Raw genomic sequence first — 25,344 nt, 5'->3', positions numbered from 1 at the left:
AAAAGACAAGGCACAATCATCATCAATCATGCCCTAAGAAACAGAAGTTGGCGAATGTTAGCCTGGCAGATTTTAACTTGACGGATTTTAACACAGACAGCTGATGGATAGCGACATGTCAATCAACAACCAATCAATAATCAATCAATGCCAAACATCAACCAGCAAACACATACGCCAAAGACAAACAACAGTCATCGTTTAGGTTGTTTTCATGACTGTGTCAATCCCTGTCATGTCCACAGGGGTATCAGCGATGATTTGTACTCCTTGTTTGTGTGCTTTGGCGGAGTCATTACGCTTATTTTGTAGCTGGTCAAGGTAGGCTTGGTTAATTTCACCTGTGATATAACAGCCGTTAAACACCGCACAGTCAAAGCCATCAACTTGGCTGTGTTTGGTGTCCTGTACTGCTTCTATTAGGTCATCTAAGTTTTGGAAAATCAACCTGTCTGCTCCAATCATTTGTCGCACTTCTTCTACGCTATGCCCAGAGGCAATCAACTCTTTGGTTGATGGCATGTCAATGCCATAGACGTTAGGGAACTTAACTGGAGGAGCGGCACTGGCAAAAAACACATTTTTTGCCCCAGCATCTCGGGCCATTTGAATGATTTCTTGGCAGGTTGTGCCACGCACGATGGAATCATCAACCAACAACACGTTTTTATTTTTAAATTCTAGGGGAATGGCACTGAGCTTTTGTCGAACTGATTTTTTGCGTTGGCTTTGCCCTGGCATGATAAAAGTGCGACCGATATAGCGATTTTTAATAAAACCCTCACGGTATTTAATGTTCAACTTTAATGCCAGTTCCGTGGCAGAAGTGCGTGAGGTATCAGGAATGGGAATAACCACATCAATATCATGGTTTTTACCCCATTCGGTTAGAATTTTATCCGCCAGTTTTTCCCCCATTCTTAAGCGAGCTTTATACACAGAAATGTTATCAATGATGGAATCTGGACGAGCAAAATATACATATTCAAACATACAAGGCGTGTGGGCTTGTGGCTTTGCACATTGTTGACTGTGTAAGTGGTTTTGTTCATCTATATAGATGACTTCCCCTGGTTTGACATCTCGCACAATTTTAAAGCCAGAAGCGGTCAGTGCCACCGATTCAGAAGCAACCATGTATTCTGTGTTGCCATCATCGCTGATGCGTTCACCATAGATTAATGGACGGATACCATTGGGGTCACGAAATGCCAACAAACCATGACCAGTAATCAATGCCACCACGCCATACGCCCCTTGAATACGAGCATAAACTTTGCTACATGCAGTAAAGATGTCTTGCTTGGATAATTTATTTTTATTTAAAGAGTTAAGCTCGTGTGCCACGATATTGAGTAACACTTCTGAATCTGAGTCAGTGTTTAGATGACGGCGGTCTTCTTGATACAATTCATTGGCAAGCTCATTGGCATTGGTCAAGTTGCCATTGTGTGCCAAGGCGATGCCATAAGGTGAGTTGACATAAAATGGTTGAGCTTCAGCACTGCTTGATGTGCCAGCGGTGGGGTAGCGGACATGCCCAATCCCAACATTGCCAACCAATCGCATCATATGATGGGTCATGAACACATCTCTGACCATGCCATTTTCTTTACGCAGATAAAACCGACCATCTTGCAAGGTAACAATGCCTGCCGCATCTTGTCCCCGATGTTGTAAGACAGTTAAGGCATCATATAACATTTGATTGACAGGTTCGTGAGCAGCAATACCAACAATTCCACACATATAGGACCTCAAGTAAGTGATTGACCATTTTTTATACTCAATATTTTTATACCAAGAGAATAATAAATATAGAACAATAAATATTGAATATTGGGCTAATATGGTCAATTTCAATGAATGATGGGATTATGATGAATTTTATTCAATGATTGAACAAATTTATCATAAACAGACAAATCTGACTTAAACGCATCACAAGGAAAAGCATCGAAAAAATCGTAAAAACAAAAAAAGACAGGCTAATTCACATCAGATAAATCCTGTCTGCTGTTGTTTTCTGTTAAGTAATCATATGTTTTACCAGCCATCTGTTGCGTTAATACTGTGGCAATCGGAGCATAAGGCATTAACGATTGTGTCAATTTAGACGTTGACCACCAAGGTAGGTATTGTAATAAAGGAGCGGTTACATTAAGTACCACAAGGACAATCAATAGGTTTTTTGCCCCGCCCACCGCACCGCCAAGCATTTTATCGAGTAGTCCAAGTCGCAAGCTGTGTATCGCATGGGTAATCAGATAACCTGCCACATGCACCAAGGTCAGCACCATCAGCACAATCACCAAAAAGGCAAGCCCAAGCTGTAAGTTTGGCTCAGCCACCATTTTTGACATCAAGGGGGCAAATTCAAATGCCATGCGACTGCCAGCAATCAGGGCAAATAACCAACCCAATAAGCCGATGACTGTCTTTACCAATCCCAAGCGAAAGCCACGCCAAAGACCCAGCGCCACACTCAGCAAAATAATAAAGTCAAAACCACCAAAAGTGGTCATCAGTGTCATGGTCATCACAATGTATCAACCATAAAGTGTATCACCCATAAAGTGCATCACCCATCAGTTGATGATGTGTCTGTTAATGACAACACATCAAAATAACCGCCAATCGATGCTAAGCAGTCGTGAATAAGATGCGGTCCTTGATAGACAAGTCCAGAGTAAAGCTGAATAAGGTTTGCCCCTGCTTGCAGTTTGCGTATGGCTTTATCCCCACTATCAATGCCACCAACACCAATGATGGCAACTTGGTTTTGTAAAATATCAGCAAACTGCTGTAATATCACCGTGCTGAGATGGCTGATGGGTCGTCCAGATAAACCGCCAGTCTCTTGCCCAAACGGCAAATCTTCCACCCCAACTCGGCTGACGGTGGTGTTGGTGGCAATCAATCCATCAACCTCAAAATCAATCAATTGCTTGGCAATGAAAATGACTTCATCTGCTGATAAATCCGGGGCAACTTTAAGCACCAATGGCACATAAAAACCGTATTCGCTTGCCAGCTGGCTTTGACGGTTTTTTAGGTCGTATAACAGATAAGATAAGGCATCACCTGATTGTAGGGTGCGTAAATTTTTGGTATTGGGAGATGAAATGTTGACAGTGATATAAGATGCGTGTGCATAGACTCGTTCAAGACAATACAAATAGTCATCAACGGCTTGCTCAACTGGGGTGGTGGCGTTTTTACCGATGTTGATGCCGATTATCCCTTTATATTTACATCGCTTGACATTATTCACCAAATTATCCACACCAAGGTTGTTAAATCCCATGCGGTTGATGATGCCATGAGCATCTTTGAGACGAAATAGCCTGGGCTTTTCATTGCCTGCTTGTGGTCTTGGCGTTACTGTGCCAATTTCAATGAAACCAAAACCCAATTCTCCCAAGGCATCGATATAAGCCCCATTCTTATCCAATCCTGCTGCCAAGCCCACAGGATTATCAAAGTGCATGCCCATACAACGCACAGGTATGGATTGACTGGGTGAGCCAAAACCCAACAGCTTGGCATGATGGGCTTTATTAAGTAATGACAAGGTTAGGTCATGAGCCCGTTCAGGTTCTATGCCAAACAACACAGGACGTAAAAACGCATAAGACATGGTAGCAACCTGTAACCTATGGGGGTATCAATCAGTCAACATTAAGAAAAAAATAATGGCAGAAAAAATGATGTCAAAAATGTTCGCATCACAGACATTAAGATTATACCATCATCACCTTTTATCGCAAACTCATACATATTTATCTAACTTATCCAACATATTTATCCAATAAATTATCATGGCACAGGCTGATTATTTGACAACGCAACCCAGCCTCTGATGATGCGATATAAATGCCACAGCACTGCAAACACCAGTAATAAAAAACCAACAATGAATAACAGCCCTGAACCCACCCCAATATTGACATTCTCGGTGAATATGGTGGCAAATCCGCCCACAAAAGATAACAACATCACAACAATGGCAACCACACCATAAATTAGCCCATACCAAAACGTCTTAATCTGCCAATCAAAATGTGTGGCAAGCCACGTGCCAGAAGCCTTATCTCGTTTAAGGTAATTGATGATGATTGGCACAACCCATAATAACCCTGCGGTAAAATAGCTCAAAACGTACAAAAAATACGTTAAGTGATTCAGTTTGATTAAGTCAGACAAATCCGTACCATAAGATGAATGCTGAGCAACTGACTGATGGGACAGATGGTTTGGTGTGGGATTGACAGACATAAATGGATTGTCATTCATTGGTTTGCCAGTGATGTGGTCGGTTGTGTGGTCAATTGTGGGTTGTTTTTTTAAGTTTGGTTGCTGATTCATAAAAATCCTTATATGATGGTGGTTATGTTATGGTTTCATTAATGATGGTCTCATTGAGACTCTCACTCATCAAGGCGAATTGTCCTTAAATGGCATTGTTACCACTTAACACTGTACTTAACCTTGTGCTGTTAACAGTATATTTAATATTTAAAAACAGTGTTTTTAAAAACAGTGCTTTTAACCTTTTCATGCCAATTTATTTTGATACCAATTTAATGGTTAATGTCTTATTATTTCTCTCATTGGTTATCTAATTTGTAGTTATCTTATTAATTATTGTATCGAGACTGTGCCGTGCGACGTTTTTTTTATTCTTATCAGTCAGATGATGTGGCTGTTTATCCGATGCTATCTTCATTAAAAGTAGGTGATGACGTGGATTTACCAATGGACATCTGTCATCATTGGTGTCAAGTGTTGCGAGCAAAAGTGGGCGATGTTGGTGTGTTATTTGATGGTTTGGGCGGTGAATATCAAGTATGTTTAAGTCATATTGATAAAAAATCTGCTCAAGTTACGTTGCAAGGGTTTGATAAGGTTGACAGAGAGGCTAATATACATGCCAAACTGGCTTTGGTGATGAGTCGTGGTGATCGCATGGATTATGCCATTCAAAAAGCCACTGAGCTTGGTGTGGTTGCCATTCAATTACTCAGCAGTCATCATGGTGAGGTGCATCTTAAGAGCCAACAAGTGGATAAAAAACTGGCACATTGGCAACAGATTGCCATCAGTGCTTGTGAGCAGTGTGGTTTGAATCGTCCACCTTTGTTGCTTGCTCCCATGCCCATTGCTGATTATTTGTCATCATCTGCTGATGTTAGCAATGACAAGCACAGTATCAAGGTGAGTAACAGCGTGGCACGATTGATTGATGAGCCTTATTATCAGAGATTATTGATGCCAAGCATGCCCACCAGTATGCTCATAACTCCGACTGATACTGACAATGATGGCATGAACTTTTTAAAATCAGAACATATCAAGCTGATGCTAAGTGTGCCAAATGTTGATAATGCTGGTGTGGATATTCGAGCAAAAGGGTTGCTGACTGTGCTTAATCATATCAAAAACCATACCAAAAACCATGTCAAAAACCATGCCAAACCAACCATTGAATTGTTGATTGGTGGAGAAGGGGGGTTAAGTTTGGCAGAACAAAAACAAGCATTGGCAACAGGTTGGCAAGCATGGCAGATTGGTGAGCGTGTGCTAAGGACAGAAACCGCCCCAGTGGTGGCATTGGCAAGCTTGCAGGCACTGCATCAGTCTCAGTGTCTTAGTGATGAGTGGCATGCTTGATGGGTTGAATGGTGATGGGTTGAATTTAACCGTTATTTCCCCAATTAACATTATTTTATCAATTTAAAGTCATTGTTAATATAATATTCAATAATCATATTGTTAATCGTTAAGTTGTTCAAATCGTTATGTTGTTAGTGGTCATGTTATCAATCGTCATGGAGGGACTGTGCCATTAGTAAAATGAGTGTGTTTTATGATTGAAAAAACAGTAAAAGATGCCTTATTGCTCAAACTCATTACCCATACTCAGCTGGGCATGTTTATCTTGGACAGCCAATTTCGCTATCTGTATGTTAACCAAACTTTCACACATACCCTTGGCATCAGTGAAAACTATGTGCTGGCTCGACCTTTTAGCATTTATGAGTTGCCCTATTTGTTGCCAGAATTGCAAGAGATGATAAGCAAGATATATGACAGTTTGTTAAATACGGGCGAATTTAAAGGGGAGATGGGCTTTTTTACCCACAGTCAACATCGCATGGTATTGCAGGTGGCGATTTATTCTGAGGTCATAGAGGGTGAGTTGTATTATGTTGGGAAATTTCAAGATGTGAATATTAAAGCAAAATCAGAACTCACGGCTGGCGTGTTAAGTCATGACCCATCAACCAAAATTCCCAACCGTCAATTTTTTTTGATACAAGCCAATGACCTTTTACTCACCACGGTCAAAGAGTTGGTGTTGGTTCGTCTCAACATTGACCGATATCGTTTATACCAAAGCACTTTGACCAAGGAGCAATGCCAGAAGCTATTGACAGATTTTGTTAAACGGGTAACAGATTTGCATTTGGTGGGTTTAAAGCTGTTTGCCCGTTTTGGGGGTGATGATTTTGCCTTGTTGTTTGAAGTTAATGACGCACAAAGGGTGCGTCAGTCGTTAGACAAATTGATGCAGTTGTGTGAATTGCCGTATTTGATTGATGAAGATGTGGTTTATTTAAGGTATTCGGTTGGGGTGAGCCATTATCCCAAACAAGGCAATCAAATTGATTTGCTGATTGAAAATGCTGAAAAAGCCATGCACCATGTTAAGCTTCATGGTGGTGGTGATGTGCATTGGTTTGATAAACGCATCAACGTGTTGTCGCAAGATGATTTAAGATTAGAAAATGAGCTAAGGCAAGCGTTAGACGCTCGTCAGTTTTCCCCATTTTATCAGCCGAAAGTTCGCCTTAAAGATGGACGCATTGTGGGTTTTGAAGCCTTAGTACGTTGGCAACACCCCACACGGGGCATGGTGTGTCCCATTGATTTTTTAACAGGCATCATTGAGCATAAGCTTACCTTTGAGCTGTTTACCCAAATGGCAGAGCAGGTCTGCCAAGATTTACAGCGTTGGAGAGAAATGGGCTTTCATGACATTTCTGTGGCGATTAATGCAGAAGCCAGTGAATTAACACACGCAGGATTATTGCCTTTTTTACGAGAGTTGCTTGCTAAGCACACCATCAATCGTCATTGTCTGCACATCGAAATCACCGAAATGACGCTCATGCACCATCGTCAAACGGTACAAGATGCCATTCAAGCCATTAAGGAGATGGGCATTTTAATCTTGCTTGATGATTTTGGCACAGGTTATGCGTCACTTAATTATCTGCAACAATATGAATTTGATTATCTAAAGATTGACAAATCGTTTATCAATCACATCAAAAATAATATTGTACAACAGCACATCGTTGAAACCATCATCAGTTTAGCAAAAAGACTGGGGCTTAAAACCGTGGTTGAGGGTGTGGAAACCAAAGAGCAAAGTGAGCTGATGCAACAGTTGGGTTGTGACTTTGCTCAAGGCTATTATTATGGCAAGCCGATGCAATATCAACAAGCGATTGAATTTATTACCGCTCATCTAGGACACAAAAATAGCGACAAAAAACAGCCAAACAAAAAATAACCAAACAAAAAACAGCCACACAAAAATCAATCCGTGACTTGTGAGTAAGATTTGCTGACTTGTGCAATGTTAATTGACTGGTTATCTTAACTGTTGAATTGATGTTGTTTAAGTTTTATTATTTAAATAATTTTTTAACTGATTTTTAAGATTTATTGTATTAATTTGCTGATTAGGAAGGGAAGGATAGGTGATGGCAATTTATACCGCCCCATTACAAGACATGCGTTTTATTTTAAATGATGTGTTTGATGCTCATAATTTTTGGCAAAAAAATGCCAATTTGGCACATGTGGACATGGATACGGTCAACATGATATTAGAAGAGATGGCTAAGCTGTCGCAACAAGTGCTGTTGCCACTGAATCGTAACGGTGATGAAGAGGGGGCAAAGTATCTGGGTGATGGCAAAGTCGCCACCCCCACAGGGTTTAAGCAAGCTTATCAGCAATATGCTGAAGTAGGGTGGATAGGTTTGGGTGGTGATCCAGCATATGGCGGACAGGGTTTTCCTAAAATGGTGACCATGCTTATTGAAGAGATGATGTTTTCGGTTAACCAGTCATTTGCCTTGTATCCCAACTTGACTGTTGGTGCAACCTTGTGCTTGTTGGCTTCAGGTTCTGAAGAGCAAAAACAAACGTACCTAGAAAAAATGTATGCTGGTGAATGGTCAGGGACAATGTGCCTAACTGAGCCACATGCTGGTACGGATTTGGGCATCATTAAAACCAAAGCTGTGCCAAACGATGATGGCAGTTATGCCATTTCTGGTACAAAGATTTTCATCACCGCAGGCGAGCATGATTTGACCGATAACATCATTCATTTGGTGCTGGCAAAAACCCCGAATGCTCCTGAAGGTTCTAAAGGCATTTCATTGTTTGTTGTGCCTAAGTTTTTGGTTAATGATGATGGCAGTCTTGGTGAGCGCAACGATGTGTGGGCAGGCTCTATTGAGCATAAGATGGGCATCAAGGCTTCTGCCACCTGTGTGATGAATTTTGATGGGGCAAAAGGCTGGATTATCGGTGCAGAAAACACAGGTTTGGCATCTATGTTTGTGATGATGAACTATGAACGAGTAACCATGGGTTTGCAAGGCTTGGGTGGCACAGAGTTGGCGTATCAAAATGCAGTCGCTTACGCCAAAGACCGCACGCAAGGACGCAGTGATACAGGCATCATCAGCCCACAGACTTCTGCTGACCCCATCATTCATCATGCCGATGTGCGTCGTATGCTCTTAAATGCCAAAGTCAATAGCGAAGCATCACGCTGTTTTGCCATGTATGTTGCCAAACAGTTAGACACGGCTAAGTTTGGCACAGATGCTGAAAGTGCCAAAGTTGCCACGACTCGTGTGGCATTATTAACCCCGATTGCTAAGGCATTCTTAACTGACAAAGCATTCACCGCCACTGTTGATTGTCAACAAGTGTTTGGTGGTCATGGTTATATTCGAGAGTGGGGCATGGAGCAAATCGTGCGTGATACTCGCATCTCGCAGATTTATGAAGGCACGAATGGCATTCAGTCACTGGACTTGCTTGGGCGTAAAGTCGCCAAAAATGGGGGTAAATACATGCAGAGCTTTTTGACAGAAGTGCGTGAGTTTATCGCAGGCATGACCGTTGACCATGCCATTAGGCAAGCCACATTAGATGCTGTCAACATCATCGAAGACTTAACCAACACCGTATTATCAAACATTGGCAAGAGAGAAGATGAAATCAATGGCTGTGCGGTGGATTATCTACATGCCACAGGTCATCTGTGTTACGCTTACATGTTTGCGATGATGGTGCAGGCCACTGATGGTAAAGACGGTGAGTTTTATGCCAATAAAATCAAGCTGGCAAATTACTTTGTTGCCCGCATCTTACCACAGATAAACGCTCATGCTGATATGGTCAAAGCAGGCAGCACATCGATGATGGATTTTGATGTGGCGTATTTTGTTCAATAGAAGACAGGCTTCAAATAAGCATTGACCCTAAATTTGGCTCAATGAGCATCTGTCTAAAAAACAGCACTCATTGAGTTGCTGTTTTTTGCTTTTTATTAAATGGGTGATGACGGTACCGACGCAAAAACCAACCCAACACCGCCAAACGCAATAACAACAATGCCCAAACGCTCAGCCAAATGCCTGCCACCGCAAAGGCATGATAGAGCCATAGACTTAGCGGAAAAAACAGCACAGCCACCATCAATGCCGCTTGGCGAATTTGTTTGCCTGCTGTCATACCAAAAAATATGCCATCAAGCCAATACGCACCCACGCCAACCAAAGGCAACATGATGGCGTACCAACGGTATTCATACGCCAACGTGGCCACGGCATTGATGTCAGTCATCATGTCAAGATACGCATCAATACCAAGCCACCAAAATAACACCAACATCACCGCCAAAGCATGGCTCATGATGCCAGTTCTTCTTACCACCAACCAAAACTTTTGTTTGTTGCCTTGTCCATGACTTTGTCCAGACAGATTTTCTGCTGCCACTGCCAAGCCATCTAGGGCAAACGCCGATAAATTTAAAATCTGTAACAACACCCCATTTGCCGCCAGCACCACATCGCCACTCATGGCAGATAAGCGTGTAATCCATGCAAAGCTTAACGTCAGTACCAAGGTGCGGATAAAAATGTCTCGATTGAGTGAAAATAGCCTAAGCATTTTATCACCACCAAACTCATCATAACGCCAGTAACACAGCTGTCGCCATGACAATGTCAGCTCTGAACAGATAAAATACAATGCCAAGCCCACCGCCAACCAATAAGCAATCACTGTTCCCAATGCCACGCCTGCCAAGCCCATGTCAAACACATAAACCAACAATAAAGTCAATATAATGTTGCTAATGGCAATAAAACTCTGTAAATACAGCATGTGGCGAGTTTTACCCATGCCTGCAAAAAATCCCAAAAACACAAAGTTCATCAGCTCCGCCACAATGCCCCATAGGCGTACTGACAGATACGTTTTGGCTTCAATCACCGCACTGGCACTGCCACCGAGCCAAGATAGTCCCACATTGATGGTCAATGGTTGTGTCAAAAACACCACCATGCCAATGACCATGGCAAGCAACATTGCTCTGTGTAAAATGGGGATTAATGGGTGAGATGGGGCGGTGGCATCATCATCTAAATTGGCATCTGTCTGAGCAGATGACTGATATTGACCAACCGCTTGGGCAGTCAGACCAGAAGACGCATACTGTAAAAAGTTAAAATTGACGAGCAGCAAGGTCAAAAGCTGAATTGCCAACATCATGCCTGCCAATTGGCTACTGCCTTGCATGTGTCCCACCACCGCCGTGTCAATCAGACTTTGTAAAGGCATGACAATGTTTGCCAAGGTGACAGGAATGGCAAGATGTAAAATATGACGGTAGCTAACAGACATCATGATGTTTGAATCACAAAACTTAACATGCTTATAAAACCTAAAATGCTTATCCATTCAGATAAGGGCATACGCATAAAATAGCCCAAGTAAAAATTTATCATCACCATTGGTTTAAAAAAAGCACCTAAGTTAGGTGCTTTTATATGACCATGACAAAAAAACATGACCATGACAAAAAACAGTGGCTTATTCACTAAACGCTTTTGGATCTTGAAAGCTAACCACTTCTTCTTCAAACTCAGGTTTCACTTTCACCACAAAATCATCTCGTGATAAACCCATACGCAGTGGAATGGAGCTGGCAATGTAAATTGATGAGTATGTGCCTGCAATCAAGCCAATAAATAAAGCCACCGAGAACCAATATAATCCTTCTCCCCCTAAAAACATCATCGCCAACACCACCACCAACACCGTCCCCACAGTCATAAAGGTACGGCGTAGGGTTTCGGTCAAAGATAGGTTCAATACCTGTTTTGGGGTCAAATCACGTACTCGGCGAAAATTTTCTCGTATGCGGTCATAAACCACAATGGTGTCATTCAATGAATAACCAATGAGTGCCAACACCGCTGCCAATACCGTTAAATCAAATGGCCAACCGAACAAGGCAAAAACACCCAAAGTTACCACCGTGTCATGGAATAATGCCAATACCGCTCCCAACGCTAATTTAAATTGGAAACGAATGGCAACATAGACCAACATACACGCCAATGCCAATGCCAATGCCATGACCGAGTCGATATAAACATCATTGCCCACTTGGCTGCCAATGATGTTGATGTTGGCAATCTCGGCATTATTATTGGGCAAGTCCAAGGCATGATTCAAAGCAACTTCCAGTCCATCGGTGTTGTCATCTTGTGGTGGTAGACGCACCAACAAGTCTGTGTTTGCCCCCACATATTGCACCACCGCATCGGTAAAGCCATTTTGTGCCAACACATCGGTAATTTGAGCCTGCTGCACGGGCTGTTCATAGACCACATCGGCAGACACCCCACCAGTGAAATCCAATCCGAGATTTAACCCATTAAAAAAGATGGCAAATAAGCCAGTAAATACCAATAAGATTGACAAAATCCCCATGGGTTTTTCAAACTTCATAAAGTCAAGCAAACGTTGATTGCCAACAGTTTTTAGACCACCTTCAGCGATGGCGGCCTCATCTGCCACAAGGTTGGTGGTGGCATTGTTGTCAGTGGCATCGGTGATAACATCATGCTGAGCATCGACTTGCCCAGTGATTGTGGTGATGTTTGATGAAGATTGGTTACGATGACGAGCCACATTACTGCCTTTACCATCACGTCTTGGGCGGCGGCGGTTGCGATGAGTTTTTTGCCCGTTAATTTCTGTCGTGTTGGTGCTTTGTGAGTTAGGGGATAGCTGGTTGTCATTTTGCATGTTTTGTCTCCTAACCAATGCTTAAATGTTTGATGGATTTACGTTTACCATAAAAAATTTGCACCAAGGCACGAGTTACCATCACTGCCGTAAACAGCGAGCTGATGATGCCAATGGCAAGTGTGATGGCAAAGCCCTTAATTGGGCCTGTGCCAATGGCAAATAAAATAAACGCCACAAGCAGTGTGGTTAAGTTGGCATCAAAGATACTGCTATAAGCACGGTCAAATCCTGCCACGATGGCTGATTTGGCACGCACGCCGTTGGCAAGTTCTTCTCGTATGCGTTCAAATATCAAAACGTTGGCATCTACCGCCATACCAATGGTCAGTACAATGCCTGCGATGCCCGGTAAAGTCAGCGATGCACCCATGATGGACATGATGGCAACGATGATGATGACGTTTAATGCCAAAGCAATATTGGCAATCACTCCAAATAGGCGATAAAACACAATCATAAATAAGAACACCAGCATATAGCCCACTTGAGTTGAAAAAAGACCCTTGTCAATATTTTCTTGTCCCAATGATGGACCGATGGTGCGTTCTTCAACAAAATACATGGGAGCTGCCAATGCCCCAGAACGCAACAATAACGCCAATTCTGCTGCTTCAGCACTGCTGTCGAGTCCTGTGATGCGAAATGACGAACCAAGCACGGCTTGAATGTTGGCACGATTGATGACTTTGGTCTCAGCATACGGCGTGCGGATTTCTTTACTTTCACCACTGACAGCGTCTTGTTCATAGCTGATGCGTTGTTTGTTTTCAATAAACAGCACCGCCATTTGTTTGCCAACCGCTGTGCGAGTGGCATTTTGCATCAGTTTGCCACCTGCATTATCCAGGGTGATGCTCACTTCTGGGCGACCATTTTCGTCAACACCAGTTTGAGCATTGCGGACTTTGTCTCCTGTAACAATGGCTTGACGCTCAAGTAACACAGGTGGACCATCTAATGTGCCAAAGGGGAAGCTTTCTGTTCCTGCAGGGGGCAGACTACCTGTGAAGGTCTCTGCGCCTTCTGCCACCATTCTAAACTCCAAGTTGGCAGTACGACCCAATACCCGTTTGGCTTGGGCAGTGTCTTGCACCCCAGGCAACTCAACAACGATGCGATTTGCCCCTTGTGATTGTACTAAGGCTTCTGCCACGCCAAGTTCGTTGATGCGATTGCGTAGGGTGGATAAATTTTGTCCCACGGCGTATTGATTGATTTCGGTTAAAGTGGCATCGTTATAGGTCAAATTTAAAGCAGGACCTTGCTCATCATAGCTTGCGTTAAAGTTAAAGGCATGACGCATGGGTAAGCCAAGTACCTGCTGAGCTTTATCACGAGTGGCGGTGTCATTAAAATGCAAAAGCATGCCTTGTTTGGTCAGCTTTTGACTGACAACGGCTATCTGCTCTGCTCTTAAATGACGACGCACTTCACGACTGGCATCTTCCAGACGGCTTTGTAACGCTTTATCCATGTCCACTTCAAGAACAAAACGGACGCCCCCACGTAAATCCAGACCAAGCTTCATGGGCTTAGCTCCGATGTCACGTAGCCATTGAGGGGTGGTTTGGGCAAGGTTTAATGCCACCACATAATCATCTCCCAGTTTTTGTCTTAGCACTTCTTGTGCTTTTAACTGGGTTTCAGAATTATTTAAACGTAACAAAGCACTGTTGCCTGTTAACGTCGCACCATGAAAGTCAACACCAGCTTGTGATAGCAGATTTTTTGACTCCTCAAGCACACTTTGGCTAAGTTCAGTGCCTGCTTGACTGCTGGTGATTTGTACCGCAGGTTCATCAGGATAAAGGTTGGGTAGGGCGTACAAGCCAGCGATGACAAACACGATTGCAATGATGATGTATTTCCAATAGGCGTATTGCATAATCACTTCTTATCTATAAAAACGTTTATAAAAACGCTGATTTAAAAAGCTAAAACAGCAAACATTCTAAAAGTCTGCCTTTATGGGCAGTGTGTTAAGCACCTGTGGATACGTTGTCAATCGTACCATTGGGTAACACAGAGATGACCGAGGCTTTTTGTACCATGACGTTGTTTTTGGCATTTAATGCAATCACGGCATAATCACCATCAATGGATAACACCTTACCCATCAAGCCCCCTGCAAAAATCACTTCACTGCCCACTTTTAAATTATCAATCATCTGCTTGTGTTCCTTGTTGCGTTTGGATTGTGGGCGGATAATCAAAAAATAAAAAATGGCAAAAAAAGCAATGGGCAACAGCAACTGGCTAAACATCGCCACACCAGTCGGTTCACCAGCAGCATGGGCGGTTTGAATAAAAGCAATCATACACAACTCGATATTTGATAGAATTGATAAAATTGATAAAATTAATGTCATTTAAAATGAATGTCATTAAAGTCATTTCACATTAATGTCATTCAAAAGTCATTCACACTCAAGGAATTTACTGACAATAAAAATTATAAAAAATAATAATGGGGCATACTACCAAAAAATAAACGCTTTGGTAACAATTAATTGATAATAAAGCGTTCAATCACCCAAGAAGTCATGCTAAGATGATGGGGTTTATCGTTATTTTATCATCACATTCCCCATATTATATGAGTCATATTAGTTGCTAAGGTTGCTTTTGTTTACGTTCATCAAATGCCTAACTGTGCCAAGCCTGTCAAGGTCATCAAACATATTGGAACGATTGCTTTATTCATCATCATTCAAGCCTGTTACTTCGGTTTGTGGTGCTTGGTGGGATGTTTGGGTTTGTGGTGCTTTGGTTTGTATTGGCGCTGGGTTACCCAGCACCGCATTTGCCATGGATGCCACCACTGATGCCAGCACTCATAATGTGGTCTTACTGGTGTTATTTGTGTTTATGGCAATTGCGGTGTCATTTACTTGCTCAGCGGCTGAATCGACGCTTTTGAGCATCACCCCATCTTATATCGCTGACATCAAAGAAAGTGATGCCAAGCGTGCAGACATGCTCAAACGGTTAAAACAAGACAATGTTGACCAATCGTTAGCCGCCATCTTAACGCTCAATACCATTGCCAACACTTTAGGCTCTATCGGAGCTGGTGCTCAAGCCAATTTGGTATTTGGCAGTGCGTGGTTTGGGGTGTTCTCAGCGGTGATGACCTTAGCAATTTTGACCTTCTCAGAAATCATTCCCAAAACTTTGGGTACGGTATACTGGCGACAACTCAGTGGCATGGTGGCATATTTTGTCTTTGGCGTTATCAAACTGTTGTATCCTGTGATTTGGTTATCCGAGCGATTGACCAAATTTTTGGTTAAAGGTAAAGATGCGCAGGTATTTAGCCGCCGAGAATTTGCCGCTTTGGCAAGTGTGGGCGAAGAATCAGGGCAAATTAACCCACTTGAATCACGCATCATTCGTAACATGTTGGCATTTGGGGCAATCAAAGTCGAAGACATCATGACCCCACGTTCGGTCATCATGGCATTTGAGCAAAATGCCTTGGTCAGTGATGTGTTTGCCAATCATAGCAAAATTGGCTTTTCTCGCCTGCCTGTGTATGATGAAGCATTAGATAACATCACAGGATTTGTACTAAAGACTGACCTGCTACTGAGCAGAGCCAATGGCAATCTTAACCAGCCGATTAGTAATTTAAGCCGTGAAGTCAGTTTTGTGTTTAATAAAATGAAGCTGTTTGATTTGCTTGATTACATGTTAAAACAGCGTATTCACATTGCCATTGTGGTGGGTGAATATGGTGAGGTTAAGGGTCTGGTTAGTTTAGAAGACGTGCTAGAAACACTACTGGGTCTTGAAATTGTTGATGAAATTGACAAAGTAGAAGACATGCAAGAGCTTGCTAAACAACTGATGCACAAGCGTAGTCAACGGCTTGGCGTGAGCTTAACTGATGATTTAACCGAACAACGGATATCAAACTAAATAACGAGGTTGATTTATGTCTTTATTGCATGCTTTTATCCCATCACCCAATGACAGATACCATCGCAATGGCTCAGTAAACAAGCGTGTGTTAAATTCTGTGTTAAGCCGAGCGTTGAAATATGCTTTAATTGGCTCTATTGCAGGCGTTGGCATTGGTTTGATGACCAGCACCGCACAAGCGGTCTCCCCAACCCAAAACGATGTGTATCAATATGCTGCCGCCATGGAACAAGCCGTTAACAGTAAAAATATCAGTGGTGTTAGCAGGCTGATTGATGATGATGCCATCATTGTCATTAACCGTAATGGACAGGCCAACCTTAATAAAGATGCCTATCTTAAACTGCTACAAAAAAGCTGGCAGTCATCTGGTAACTACCGCTATGATATTGACGTACAAGATGTCATCATCGCAGGAGATGAAGCCAAGGTTACCATCAAAACGGTAGAACACTTTGAAAAAGGTGGCAAACCTGTGGTACATACCACCATTTCACGCACAACATTGTCATTGGTGAATCATCAAGCCATGTTGTTAAAAGCAGTGTCGCAAGTAACCATTGAATAGGCTTGTTCATCTGTATTCATCAATCATTCATCTTAAATTATTCATCTTAAGGCTTTGCATTTATGTGTCAGTTATCTTAAGATAAGCCATTAATTAATGAAACGATGAATTAATGAGACGATGAGCCACCAGACGATGTGTTGAGCATTGATAAGTTTTTCATTTATCGATCTGATTGTCTGTCGATGTGATTGTCGTGAATGATAATTCCGTGTTGTGAGTGATAGTAAGGTAAGGATAAAGAGCGTATGCGACAACCACAAATATTACAACCGCAAATGTTGGCCGTGTCAGTATCAGCATTGATGCTGGTGGCCTGTGGCAGTACACCCAGCACATCAACACCAACATCAACAACAAAGCCCACCGTCCGCCCTGCCCCTAGCCATACAGTACCCACCACCGCACCCAGTCAAGCACCTGTCATTATCAGCCCCACCACCACCAACCCCAATGCCATCAGTCCTAACCATCAGGTTGAGGCACTGTTAGATGAAGAAAGTCTGGAAGAATTGGCAGATTTACTAGAAGCCACCGACATGAAAATGGTGGAGAATAAAAAGCAAGACATTATTCGTTATGGTGATTTATGGGATAGGGTGCGAGCAGGATATAAGCTGAACCCAACGCCAGCATACAACCCGCGCATCGAAGCTCAAAAAACATGGTTCATTACTCGTCAAGATTATTTAAATCGTTTAACCGCTCGTGCCAGTCGCTATTTATATCACACCACCAAAGAGGCTGAACGTCGTGGCATTCCAACCGAACTTGCGTTATTGCCTGTGATTGAAAGCTCTTATGACCCAAATGCCACCAGTAATGCCAATGCAGCAGGTCTGTGGCAGTTTATTCCCAGTACAGGCTTGGCATATTCTTTATCACAGACATCAGATTATGACGGTCGCCGTGATGTGATTGAGTCCACTCGAGCTGCTTATGATTTTTTAAGCACGCTTTATACTCAGTTTGGCAGTTGGGAGCTGGCACTGGCTGCCTATAATGCAGGTCCTGGGCGTATCAGTCGTGCCATCGTTGCCAATCAAGCACAGGGGCTTCCAACCGATTTTTGGTCATTACGCCTGCCCACAGAAACCATGAACTATGTTCCCAGATTTTTGGCGGTGGCTGATATTGTCAAAGACCCCAGTGCATATCATGTTTATCTGCCAGCCATCGCCAACCAACAGCACTTTAGAGAAGTGTCAGCTGGTGTGGGGGCCAATCTGACTGATGTGTCTAAAGTGACAGGGGTGGATTATCAAGAGCTGATTAGTCTAAATCCGGGGTTAAAAAATGGTGTGCTATCAGCTTCTGCACCCCAACGCATCATCATTCCAAACTCGGTGGATTATAACAAAGATAAAACAATCCAGACCTTAGGCACATCAAGTTATGTGGCAAGCAGTGTCCAGCCAATTGGTGATGTGCCAACATCAGGCGATGCACTGGCGGCTTTTGCTCAGCGGGGCAATCGACCCACCGCCATTAACCCCATACCAAGCACACCAACGCTAAGCACGCCAATACCAAGCGTCTCCGCACAACACCCCACCCCACCTATCCATTCTGCTAACACCAGTCATACAGAGCCACCGCTGTCCGCTCAAGAGCTGGCGATGATTAGCAATCAAGTACGTCAAGAACAATTAAATAAAATCATTACCACAAATACTTCAGGTTCGGTTGAGCTTGCTTCGCTAGAAACTCAGCAATCTGTGCTTGAGTCATTGGGTCAAGAAAAACGCCTAAGCTATGGCACATCTAATAACACAGCAAATTTAGAGGCAACCCGTGGTAAACGCAGTATCTATCGAGTTCAACCCGGAGACACACTGAGCAACATTGCTACCCGAGCAGGAGTCAGCTGGCGTGATATTGCAAAATGGAATCAAATCAACCCAAGTGATACATTACTGGCAGGGTCAAGTTTGTATCTTTATGATGCCAAACCAATTTCGCCATCAACTCCATCAGCTTCTTCTGCAACCAAGCCAACCAGCTATGTGGTTCAGCGTGGTGATACTTTGATAGAGACGGCTAATCGCTTTGGGTTATCGGTCAATCAATTGGCAAGTTACAATAACTTAACCACCAATGATAAGCTGTTAACAGGGCAAACGCTATGGCTTATCCCTGATAAGACCAGCAGCACCAGTAAGAGTAAGCTTGATTCTCTTGCGACAAGCTCAAGCCCATCTAACATGACCACGCAAAATTACCGTGTGCGTCGTGGTGACAGTTTGATTGGTTTATCAAATCGTTATAATGTGCCTGTCAGTACCTTGGCAACACTCAATGGCATCAGTGAAACAGATGGGTTATTGTATGATACCATCATCAAGTTGCCTGCCAATATCAATGTTAATATCAACGCTAGGTCAGACAACAGTTCAACAACTTCGACCGCTTTGGCATCGACTGATGATAATGTATCAAGCAGTTATAAAGTACAAAGTGGCGATACGCTCATTGGCATCGCTAATAAGCTGGGTGTGAAAGCAGAAGACATAGCAGCCATCAACCGTTTTAATGCCAACCATCTGGTGCAAAGGGGACAAACCATCAAAGTCCCTGCCTCTCAACAAGCAGTTGACCGCAAACTAAACAACGAATCCATCTTGCACAAAATCCAGTCAGGCGATACTTTGATTGGGCTTGCTAACCGTTATGATGTTTCTGTGTCTGATTTGGCAAGTGCCAATGGCCTTAGCACCACCAGCACCCTTATCCGTGGTAAAACGTTAACCATTCCAGCTGCAGATGGTGGCACGTCGTCTGGTAAGCTTGGCAGTTCAAGCACCAGCAGTGGCCGTCCTGCTAAGACCAACACCGCCAGTACGCCAACATCTGCCACCGAAACTTATGCCGTCAAGCGGGGGGACAACCTAATCAGTGTGGCACGCCGATTTGAAACCAGCACCCAAAACCTAGCGGCATTAAACGGCATTGCCAATAATGCTCAGTTACAAATTGGGCAAAATCTGATTGTTCCTATGGCGACATTAAGTTATAAAGTTAAATCAGGCGATAACCTAATCGGTTTGGCAAATAAATATGGCATCAGCCCATCTGAGCTTGCCAAGATGAATGGATTGGACAATAATGCCATGTTGGTGATTGGGCAAATATTAACCGTGCCTAATCCTAACAAATAACGCCCATTTATCCATAAAATATAACCAAAAAACAAACATAACTAAAAAACAAATATAACCAAAAACTCCCTAAGGGCCTTACTTTTTGAGTAAGGCTCTTAGACTTGCCATGTAATCATCACCAACCTTTTGTGGGTCTTTTTGGGTTTGTTGTTTTTTGACTTTGCTGGGCCAATCAAGATGCTCTTCGGGCAGCTCTTCTAAAAATCTTGATTGTGTGGTGGTTTTCATTTGTCCTCCATGACGTCGCTGGGTTGCTATGGTCATGGTCAGCTCCTTTTTGGCACGGGTGATGCCCACATACATTAAACGGCGTTCTTCTTCTATGGTGTCAGACATGATGGCATTGCGATGTGGTAACAAATCTTCTTCTAGCCCCATCATATACACATACTCAAATTCAAGCCCTTTTGCTGCATGTAAGGTCATTAAATTGACTTTATTGGTGTTCTCTTCTTCTTGTTGCTGTTCTAACATGTCAAGCAAAACCAACTTGCGTATCACCGCATCGATGGTTCGATTGTGGTCATCTTCAGCACGGTTAATCAGTGCTTGAATGCTGTTATATAGCATCTCGATGTTGTCTAGGCGGTTTTTTTCTTGTTGAGGGGTTTTGCATTCTTGACGCAAGGCATCAATGTAACTGGTTTCATCAATCATCTGGCGAATGATGGGCACAGGGTTGTCATGACCATCGAGCTTTCGAGTATGATGCTCAATAAAATCAGCAAATGCCTTGAGCGTGCCATATGCTTTATTAGGCAAAACGTGAGCCAACCCATTATGCCCACATGCTGTCAATAACGATACCCCATGTTCGGTTGCAAACAGCCCCAACTTTTCTAAGGTGGCAGGCCCCATACCACGTTTTGGTGTATTGATGATGCGTAAAAAAGCCGCATCGTCTTCAGGGTTTAAAATAAGCCGTAGATAGCCCATGATGTCTTTGATTTCTCCACGAGCAAAAAATGAAGTGCCACCAGAGAGTTTGTAAGGTATCTGTAATTGCCTTAATTGTGCTTCTAACATGCGTGCCTGAAAGTTACTTCGGTATAGCACGGCATAATCTTCCCATTGGTTGCCATGTCTGAGTTTATGGGTAAGAATTTCTTTGGCAACCCTTTCGGCTTCATCATCATCATTACGGCAGTTGATTATCCGAATCAGTTCACCATGCCCTTTTTCACTCCAAAGTTTTTTGGCAAAAATATGCTCATTATTGGTAATCACCGAGTTAGCAGCAGATAAAATTCGATTGGTTGAACGATAATTTTGCTCAAGCTTGACCACCTTTAACTTAGGAAAATCCTGTTGTAGCAGTGCCATGTTTTCAGGTTTTGCCCCTCGCCATGCGTAGATGGACTGGTCATCATCACCCACCACCGTGAAGCGGGCTTCGATTCCCACCAACAACTTAATCATCTCATACTGGGCGGTGTTGGTGTCTTGGTACTCATCGACCAACAGATAACGGATGCGAGCTTGCCATTTATCACGCACGGTGCTGTTGTCTCGTAATATTTTGGTTGGTAGGACAATCAAATCATCAAAATCCACCGCATTATAAGCACGTAAATTGCGTTCGTATAACGCATACAAGTTGGCAAAAATCAAATCTTCAGGATCGTTTAACGTGTCTGCTGCATGTTCAGGGTCAATTAACGAGTTTTTCCAATCACCGATAAATTTCATCGCCTTAGCAATCAGCTCACGACTTTCTGCCCCAGACAGATTATCACGCATCATCAGCTCCATCAGTAGGCGTTTGGAGTCATCACTGTCCATGATCGAAAAATTGCCTTTAAGCCCAGAATGTAACAGCTCATGGCGTAAAAACTGTAAACCAAACTGGTGAAAAGTCGACACGGTTAAACCACGGCTACGCTCACTGGGCAATAACTTTTGTACTCGAGCTTTCATCTCTCTTGCTGCTTTATTGGTAAAGGTAACAGCAGTGATACGCTCAGCTGGAATTTGGCACTTCTCAATAAGATAAGCAATTTTTCGTGTGATGACCGAAGTCTTGCCAGAGCCTGCCCCTGCCAGTACCAGTAATGGACCTGTGGTGTATTGCATGGCTTCTTGTTGGCGCAGGTTTAGCTTACTCATAATAAATGACCGACTAATGACAAAAAATGAATGACAAAGAAATGACAGAAAAAACCCATCATTATAGACACATACATGACTTTGACAAGGAAAAAAGCACAAAGACCACCCACAAGCTTAATGATTGATGATAAATAAGCTTTAGAACTGTATAAAAAATAAACAATCTTAGCTTAGCCTTGTTTTGCAAGGCACACACCCTGTTAAAACCCTGCTTATCCACAAAGTTATCCACAGGTAATGGGGATAACTCACTGGGTTGCTGGTTTATAAGTTGCTAACTTTTAAGCTTTTGAACTGTTATCATCGGTTGTTTCAGTTTTGCCTTTTTAGTTTTGCCTTTTCAAGATTTAGCAAAACTGATAAACTTAGCTTGGTTAGTTATTGAGTTAGTTGAGTTATTGATTTTAAGTCATCAAAGGTAATCAGTCATGTTATTTGTTACAGGTGGGTTGGGCTATATTGGCAGTCATTTTGTGGTATCAGCATTACAGGCAGGTCATGATGTGTTGGTGTTGGATAATCTGAGCAATAGCCATGCCGATGTGCAAGCAAAAATAGAGATGATTTGTCAACGTTCATTTATTTGCGTTCATGGTGATGTGCGAGATGCAGCTCTATTGAATAGATTGTTTAGTGAACATGACATAAAAGCGGTGGTGCATTTTGCAGGGTTAAAATCAGTGGCAGAATCTGTGGCTAATCCACTGAGTTATTACGATAATAATGTCTATGGCAGTCAGATTTTATTACAAGCCATGCTCAAGCATGGTGTCTATCGATTGATTTTTTCATCATCTGCCACTGTCTATGGTGAACCGCACTATTTGCCTTATGATGAACAGCATCCAACCAATCCTGTGAATCCATATGGTCATAGCAAACGTCATGTTGAGCAAATGCTGGCAGATGTTTGTGTGGCACACCCTAACTTTACTGCCATATCTTTACGATATTTTAATCCAATTGGGGCACATTCGTCAGGGTTAATCGGTGAAAACCCAAAGGACATACCCAATAATCTCATGCCCTATGTGCTAAAAGTTGCCAAAGGTGAATTACCTTATTTGCAGATTTTTGGTGATGATTATGATACTAAAGATGGCACAGGTGAACGTGATTATATTGACATCATGGATTTGGTGGCAGGTCATATGGCGGCGATGGCATACCTTGCTAACACAGGTCATCATGTCTTTAATCTGGGAACAGGTAAAGGCACAACTGTGCTTGAGTTGGTCTCGGCATTTGAATTGGCAAATGATTTGAATGTTAATAAAAAAGTGGTGGCAAGAAGAGAAGGGGACTTGGCAAAAGTATGGGCAAATTGTGGTAAAGCTCAAGAGCAACTTAAATGGTCAGCTCAAATTGATGTGAACACAAGTTGTGTGATGGCATTTGGGGTTTTAGCTGACTTGAAAAGATAATTTTGTTAAACAACCTTAACCATATACATTTTTTAAAAAATCAAAAAAACAATTATCTGGCACTTCAGTGGTGTAGGTTAGTTTATGTATACTGATGGTATCGGTTATCTGATTAAATTTATCCTTATCAAAAGTATTATGAAGTTCACTGGCTAATAGATGTGGCAAAGTGTCATCAAATATCTCGCAATTATCGTTTTTTAAATAATTTTTTATTAAAACATCAAACATGATTTGAAATAAAAAATAATGTGGGATGCTGTGAGAGTTTTTCCAGAAATTAAGCATGATGTTTAAGCAATGTTGTACTACTAGATTTTGCTTATCTGCCACTATAAAGCTATTCATAACATTCACAAAGTGACTGTCATGTCAATTAAAATATTTGGAGTTATGGCTTACCCAAAAATCTTTTCTATCCGCATTTTTATCTCTTTGAAACATAAAAAAACTTTTTCCGCTAATATTGTTGTCGATGGTTGCTGTCAATAATATGGTTGCATCTATCCAAATACCACCGTAATTATTTAATAAAGCCAATCGAAGAATGTCTGAAAAAAAAGCTGGTTTAAAAACTCTGGCTTTTTTTTCTATAAAATCAGGTATTTCTAAGTAGTCATGGATATTGCCATTATCAAGGCGAATAACGGTATAATCTCCTTTGTGCATATTTACTGAGTTAAAGCTCATAGTGACAATATCAGGTAATTTATTGTTAATGCCTTGTCCCCAGTACTGCCAAATGACTTTTTGCGTATTTAGTTGCTTTTTTGCTTTAATTTCAATCTTTGGAAATTTTCCTGAAAAATAAACTGAAATAACTTTATCCCAACACTTAGCCAAATATTCTTGATGGGTCAGTTCTGCTTGCTGCAGTTTTTGTAGTCTTATTTTTTTTGGTATAAAAGTTCGATAAAGCCCTTTATAGGGTTTTTGATTAAAAAAGATGATTTTTTGTTTTTCTTTTGGCATGCTAGAAAAGTCATCAAAAAGTTCTACGTTCATAATCATAATCCAAAATGGTCTTTTATCTTTTCAGTAATAGACACTCTTGATGTTTCATCATATTTTTTGAATAATGAAAACCATTGATTTCTCCCTAAGTAGTTAATTTGGAATAATTCAGGTTGTTTATATAAGCACATCATAAAAACACCTTGGTCATCATCAACAATATTATTGCATAATTTACAAAATAGGTCTTTAGGTTGGTTACTAAAACATATTGACTGTTCCAGTATTCTATGTTTTTTGATAGTTCTTGAGAGATGTTTGATAAAAACTCATGGTTACTCTGTATGTCAGCAATTTTTGCTAATATATGATTGAATTTTTTAAATATATTAAGACAAATCACCGTTGTTGGTCTGCTTTTCCGCATCGTCAGTATTTTTTCTTTGAATTTTTCTTCGGTAAAAATCACCATGTTATTATCCAAAGTTGCCAAATAAGAAAAGTATTCAAAATAAGTGTTTGTCGTGCGTTTTAAATAACTTGGATAATGTTCGGTCGAAATGTTTCCACGTCCAATATCGAAAAAAGCAGTTACTATTGTAATATCGTTCATCGATTTACTCAAGCTTGATGGGACAATCCATATGGATTGCATTTAAATTTTGAGAAAAATACTTTATAATGCCGCAAAGTTTATCAAGTGTGTGGATGGTTCTGGTTAAGCACAAGATGATTTTTGTTTGCATGATTTTATCATACTATTTTAATTTGCCATACTTTTTTA

General features: G+C 41.8%; 18 protein-coding genes and 1 pseudogene. 7 read left to right on the top strand and 12 right to left on the bottom strand.

What is annotated here, in order from left to right:
• Positions 1–201: 201 nt before the first annotated feature.
• The 4 genes from purF to WDM69_RS05320 form a co-directional block, all read right to left on the bottom strand.
• A complete protein-coding gene (gene purF / locus WDM69_RS05335) occupies positions 202–1,749 on the bottom strand; it encodes an amidophosphoribosyltransferase (RefSeq protein WP_338755062.1) in 1,548 nt (515 codons plus the stop codon).
• A 239-nt stretch (positions 1,750–1,988) separates the two neighbouring features.
• Positions 1,989–2,534, bottom strand: coding sequence for a CvpA family protein (locus WDM69_RS05330; protein WP_158077854.1), 546 nt, complete (start codon positions 2,532–2,534; stop codon positions 1,989–1,991).
• A 47-nt stretch (positions 2,535–2,581) separates the two neighbouring features.
• On the bottom strand, positions 2,582–3,640 hold the full coding sequence (locus tag WDM69_RS05325; RefSeq protein ID WP_078306697.1) for a quinone-dependent dihydroorotate dehydrogenase: 1,059 nt from the start codon (positions 3,638–3,640) through the stop codon (positions 2,582–2,584).
• Positions 3,641–3,819: 179 nt separating this feature from the next.
• Complete coding sequence (locus WDM69_RS05320; RefSeq protein ID WP_078306696.1) at positions 3,820–4,368, bottom strand: DUF4870 family protein; 549 nt, start codon at positions 4,366–4,368, stop codon at positions 3,820–3,822.
• A gap of 297 nt (positions 4,369–4,665) precedes the next feature.
• Between WDM69_RS05320 and WDM69_RS05315 the strand changes: the two genes are divergently transcribed.
• The 3 genes from WDM69_RS05315 to WDM69_RS05305 all read left to right on the top strand — a co-directional run bounded on the left by WDM69_RS05315 (position 4,666) and on the right by WDM69_RS05305 (position 9,551).
• The gene (locus WDM69_RS05315) at positions 4,666–5,673 is read left to right on the top strand and encodes a 16S rRNA (uracil(1498)-N(3))-methyltransferase (protein WP_338755061.1); all 1,008 of its coding nucleotides are present in this window, start codon (positions 4,666–4,668) and stop codon (positions 5,671–5,673) included.
• 196 nt (positions 5,674–5,869) lie between these two features.
• Positions 5,870–7,582, top strand: a complete 1,713-nt coding sequence (locus tag WDM69_RS05310) for a GGDEF domain-containing protein (RefSeq protein WP_338755060.1) — start codon at positions 5,870–5,872, stop codon at positions 7,580–7,582.
• 193 nt (positions 7,583–7,775) lie between these two features.
• Entirely contained in the window at positions 7,776–9,551 is a 1,776-nt protein-coding gene (locus WDM69_RS05305) for an acyl-CoA dehydrogenase C-terminal domain-containing protein (RefSeq protein WP_338755059.1), read from the top strand.
• A 67-nt stretch (positions 9,552–9,618) separates the two neighbouring features.
• Here WDM69_RS05305 and WDM69_RS05300 read toward each other — a convergent pair whose 3' ends face one another.
• The 4 genes from WDM69_RS05300 to yajC form a co-directional block, all read right to left on the bottom strand.
• On the bottom strand, positions 9,619–11,007 hold the full coding sequence (locus tag WDM69_RS05300; RefSeq protein ID WP_338755058.1) for an MATE family efflux transporter: 1,389 nt from the start codon (positions 11,005–11,007) through the stop codon (positions 9,619–9,621).
• Positions 11,008–11,193: 186 nt separating this feature from the next.
• On the bottom strand, positions 11,194–12,417 hold the full coding sequence (gene secF / locus WDM69_RS05295; protein ID WP_078306690.1) for a protein translocase subunit SecF: 1,224 nt from the start codon (positions 12,415–12,417) through the stop codon (positions 11,194–11,196).
• A gap of 10 nt (positions 12,418–12,427) precedes the next feature.
• The gene (gene secD / locus WDM69_RS05290; RefSeq protein WP_338755057.1) at positions 12,428–14,305 is read right to left on the bottom strand and encodes a protein translocase subunit SecD; all 1,878 of its coding nucleotides are present in this window, start codon (positions 14,303–14,305) and stop codon (positions 12,428–12,430) included.
• Between the two features lie 94 nt (positions 14,306–14,399).
• The gene (gene yajC, locus WDM69_RS05285) at positions 14,400–14,738 is read right to left on the bottom strand and encodes a preprotein translocase subunit YajC (RefSeq protein ID WP_078307030.1); all 339 of its coding nucleotides are present in this window, start codon (positions 14,736–14,738) and stop codon (positions 14,400–14,402) included.
• A gap of 490 nt (positions 14,739–15,228) precedes the next feature.
• Between yajC and WDM69_RS05280 the strand changes: the two genes are divergently transcribed.
• From WDM69_RS05280 to WDM69_RS05270, 3 genes are all read left to right on the top strand, one after another.
• A complete protein-coding gene (locus WDM69_RS05280) occupies positions 15,229–16,341 on the top strand; it encodes a hemolysin family protein (protein WP_338755056.1) in 1,113 nt (370 codons plus the stop codon).
• A 16-nt stretch (positions 16,342–16,357) separates the two neighbouring features.
• Positions 16,358–16,912 carry a nuclear transport factor 2 family protein gene (locus WDM69_RS05275; RefSeq protein WP_338755055.1) on the top strand — a complete coding sequence of 185 codons (555 nt, stop codon included), beginning with the start codon at positions 16,358–16,360 and terminating at the stop codon, positions 16,910–16,912.
• Between the two features lie 248 nt (positions 16,913–17,160).
• On the top strand, positions 17,161–20,070 hold the full coding sequence (locus WDM69_RS05270) for a LysM peptidoglycan-binding domain-containing protein (protein WP_338755054.1): 2,910 nt from the start codon (positions 17,161–17,163) through the stop codon (positions 20,068–20,070).
• A gap of 78 nt (positions 20,071–20,148) precedes the next feature.
• Here WDM69_RS05270 and WDM69_RS05265 read toward each other — a convergent pair whose 3' ends face one another.
• Positions 20,149–22,179: a UvrD-helicase domain-containing protein gene (locus tag WDM69_RS05265; RefSeq protein ID WP_338755053.1), complete on the bottom strand. Its 2,031-nt coding sequence runs from the start codon at positions 22,177–22,179 to the stop codon at positions 20,149–20,151.
• A gap of 431 nt (positions 22,180–22,610) precedes the next feature.
• Here WDM69_RS05265 and galE point away from each other — a divergent pair, with 431 nt between their 5' ends.
• The gene (galE, locus tag WDM69_RS05260) at positions 22,611–23,606 is read left to right on the top strand and encodes a UDP-glucose 4-epimerase GalE (RefSeq protein ID WP_078306684.1); all 996 of its coding nucleotides are present in this window, start codon (positions 22,611–22,613) and stop codon (positions 23,604–23,606) included.
• A gap of 15 nt (positions 23,607–23,621) precedes the next feature.
• On the opposite strand, the pseudogene WDM69_RS05255 reads toward galE, so the two are convergent.
• The 3 genes and pseudogenes from WDM69_RS05255 to WDM69_RS05245 form a co-directional block, all read right to left on the bottom strand.
• A pseudogene (locus WDM69_RS05255) lies at positions 23,622–24,578 on the bottom strand (capsular polysaccharide synthesis protein).
• A 35-nt stretch (positions 24,579–24,613) separates the two neighbouring features.
• Entirely contained in the window at positions 24,614–24,751 is a 138-nt protein-coding gene (locus WDM69_RS05250) for a hypothetical protein (RefSeq protein WP_338755886.1), read from the bottom strand.
• A complete protein-coding gene (locus WDM69_RS05245; protein ID WP_240494835.1) occupies positions 24,751–25,173 on the bottom strand; it encodes a WlaTC/HtrL family glycosyltransferase in 423 nt (140 codons plus the stop codon). The genes WDM69_RS05250 and WDM69_RS05245 overlap by 1 nt, the downstream gene beginning before the upstream one ends.
• Positions 25,174–25,344 lie beyond the last annotated feature (171 nt).

The sequence above is a fragment of the Lwoffella lincolnii genome, from assembly GCF_037201985.1.
Classification (GTDB): Bacteria; Pseudomonadota; Gammaproteobacteria; order Pseudomonadales; family Moraxellaceae; genus Psychrobacter; species Psychrobacter lincolnii.
The sequence above is the reverse complement of the archived record's forward strand: the minus strand, read 5'-3'. Positions and strand labels throughout refer to the sequence as shown.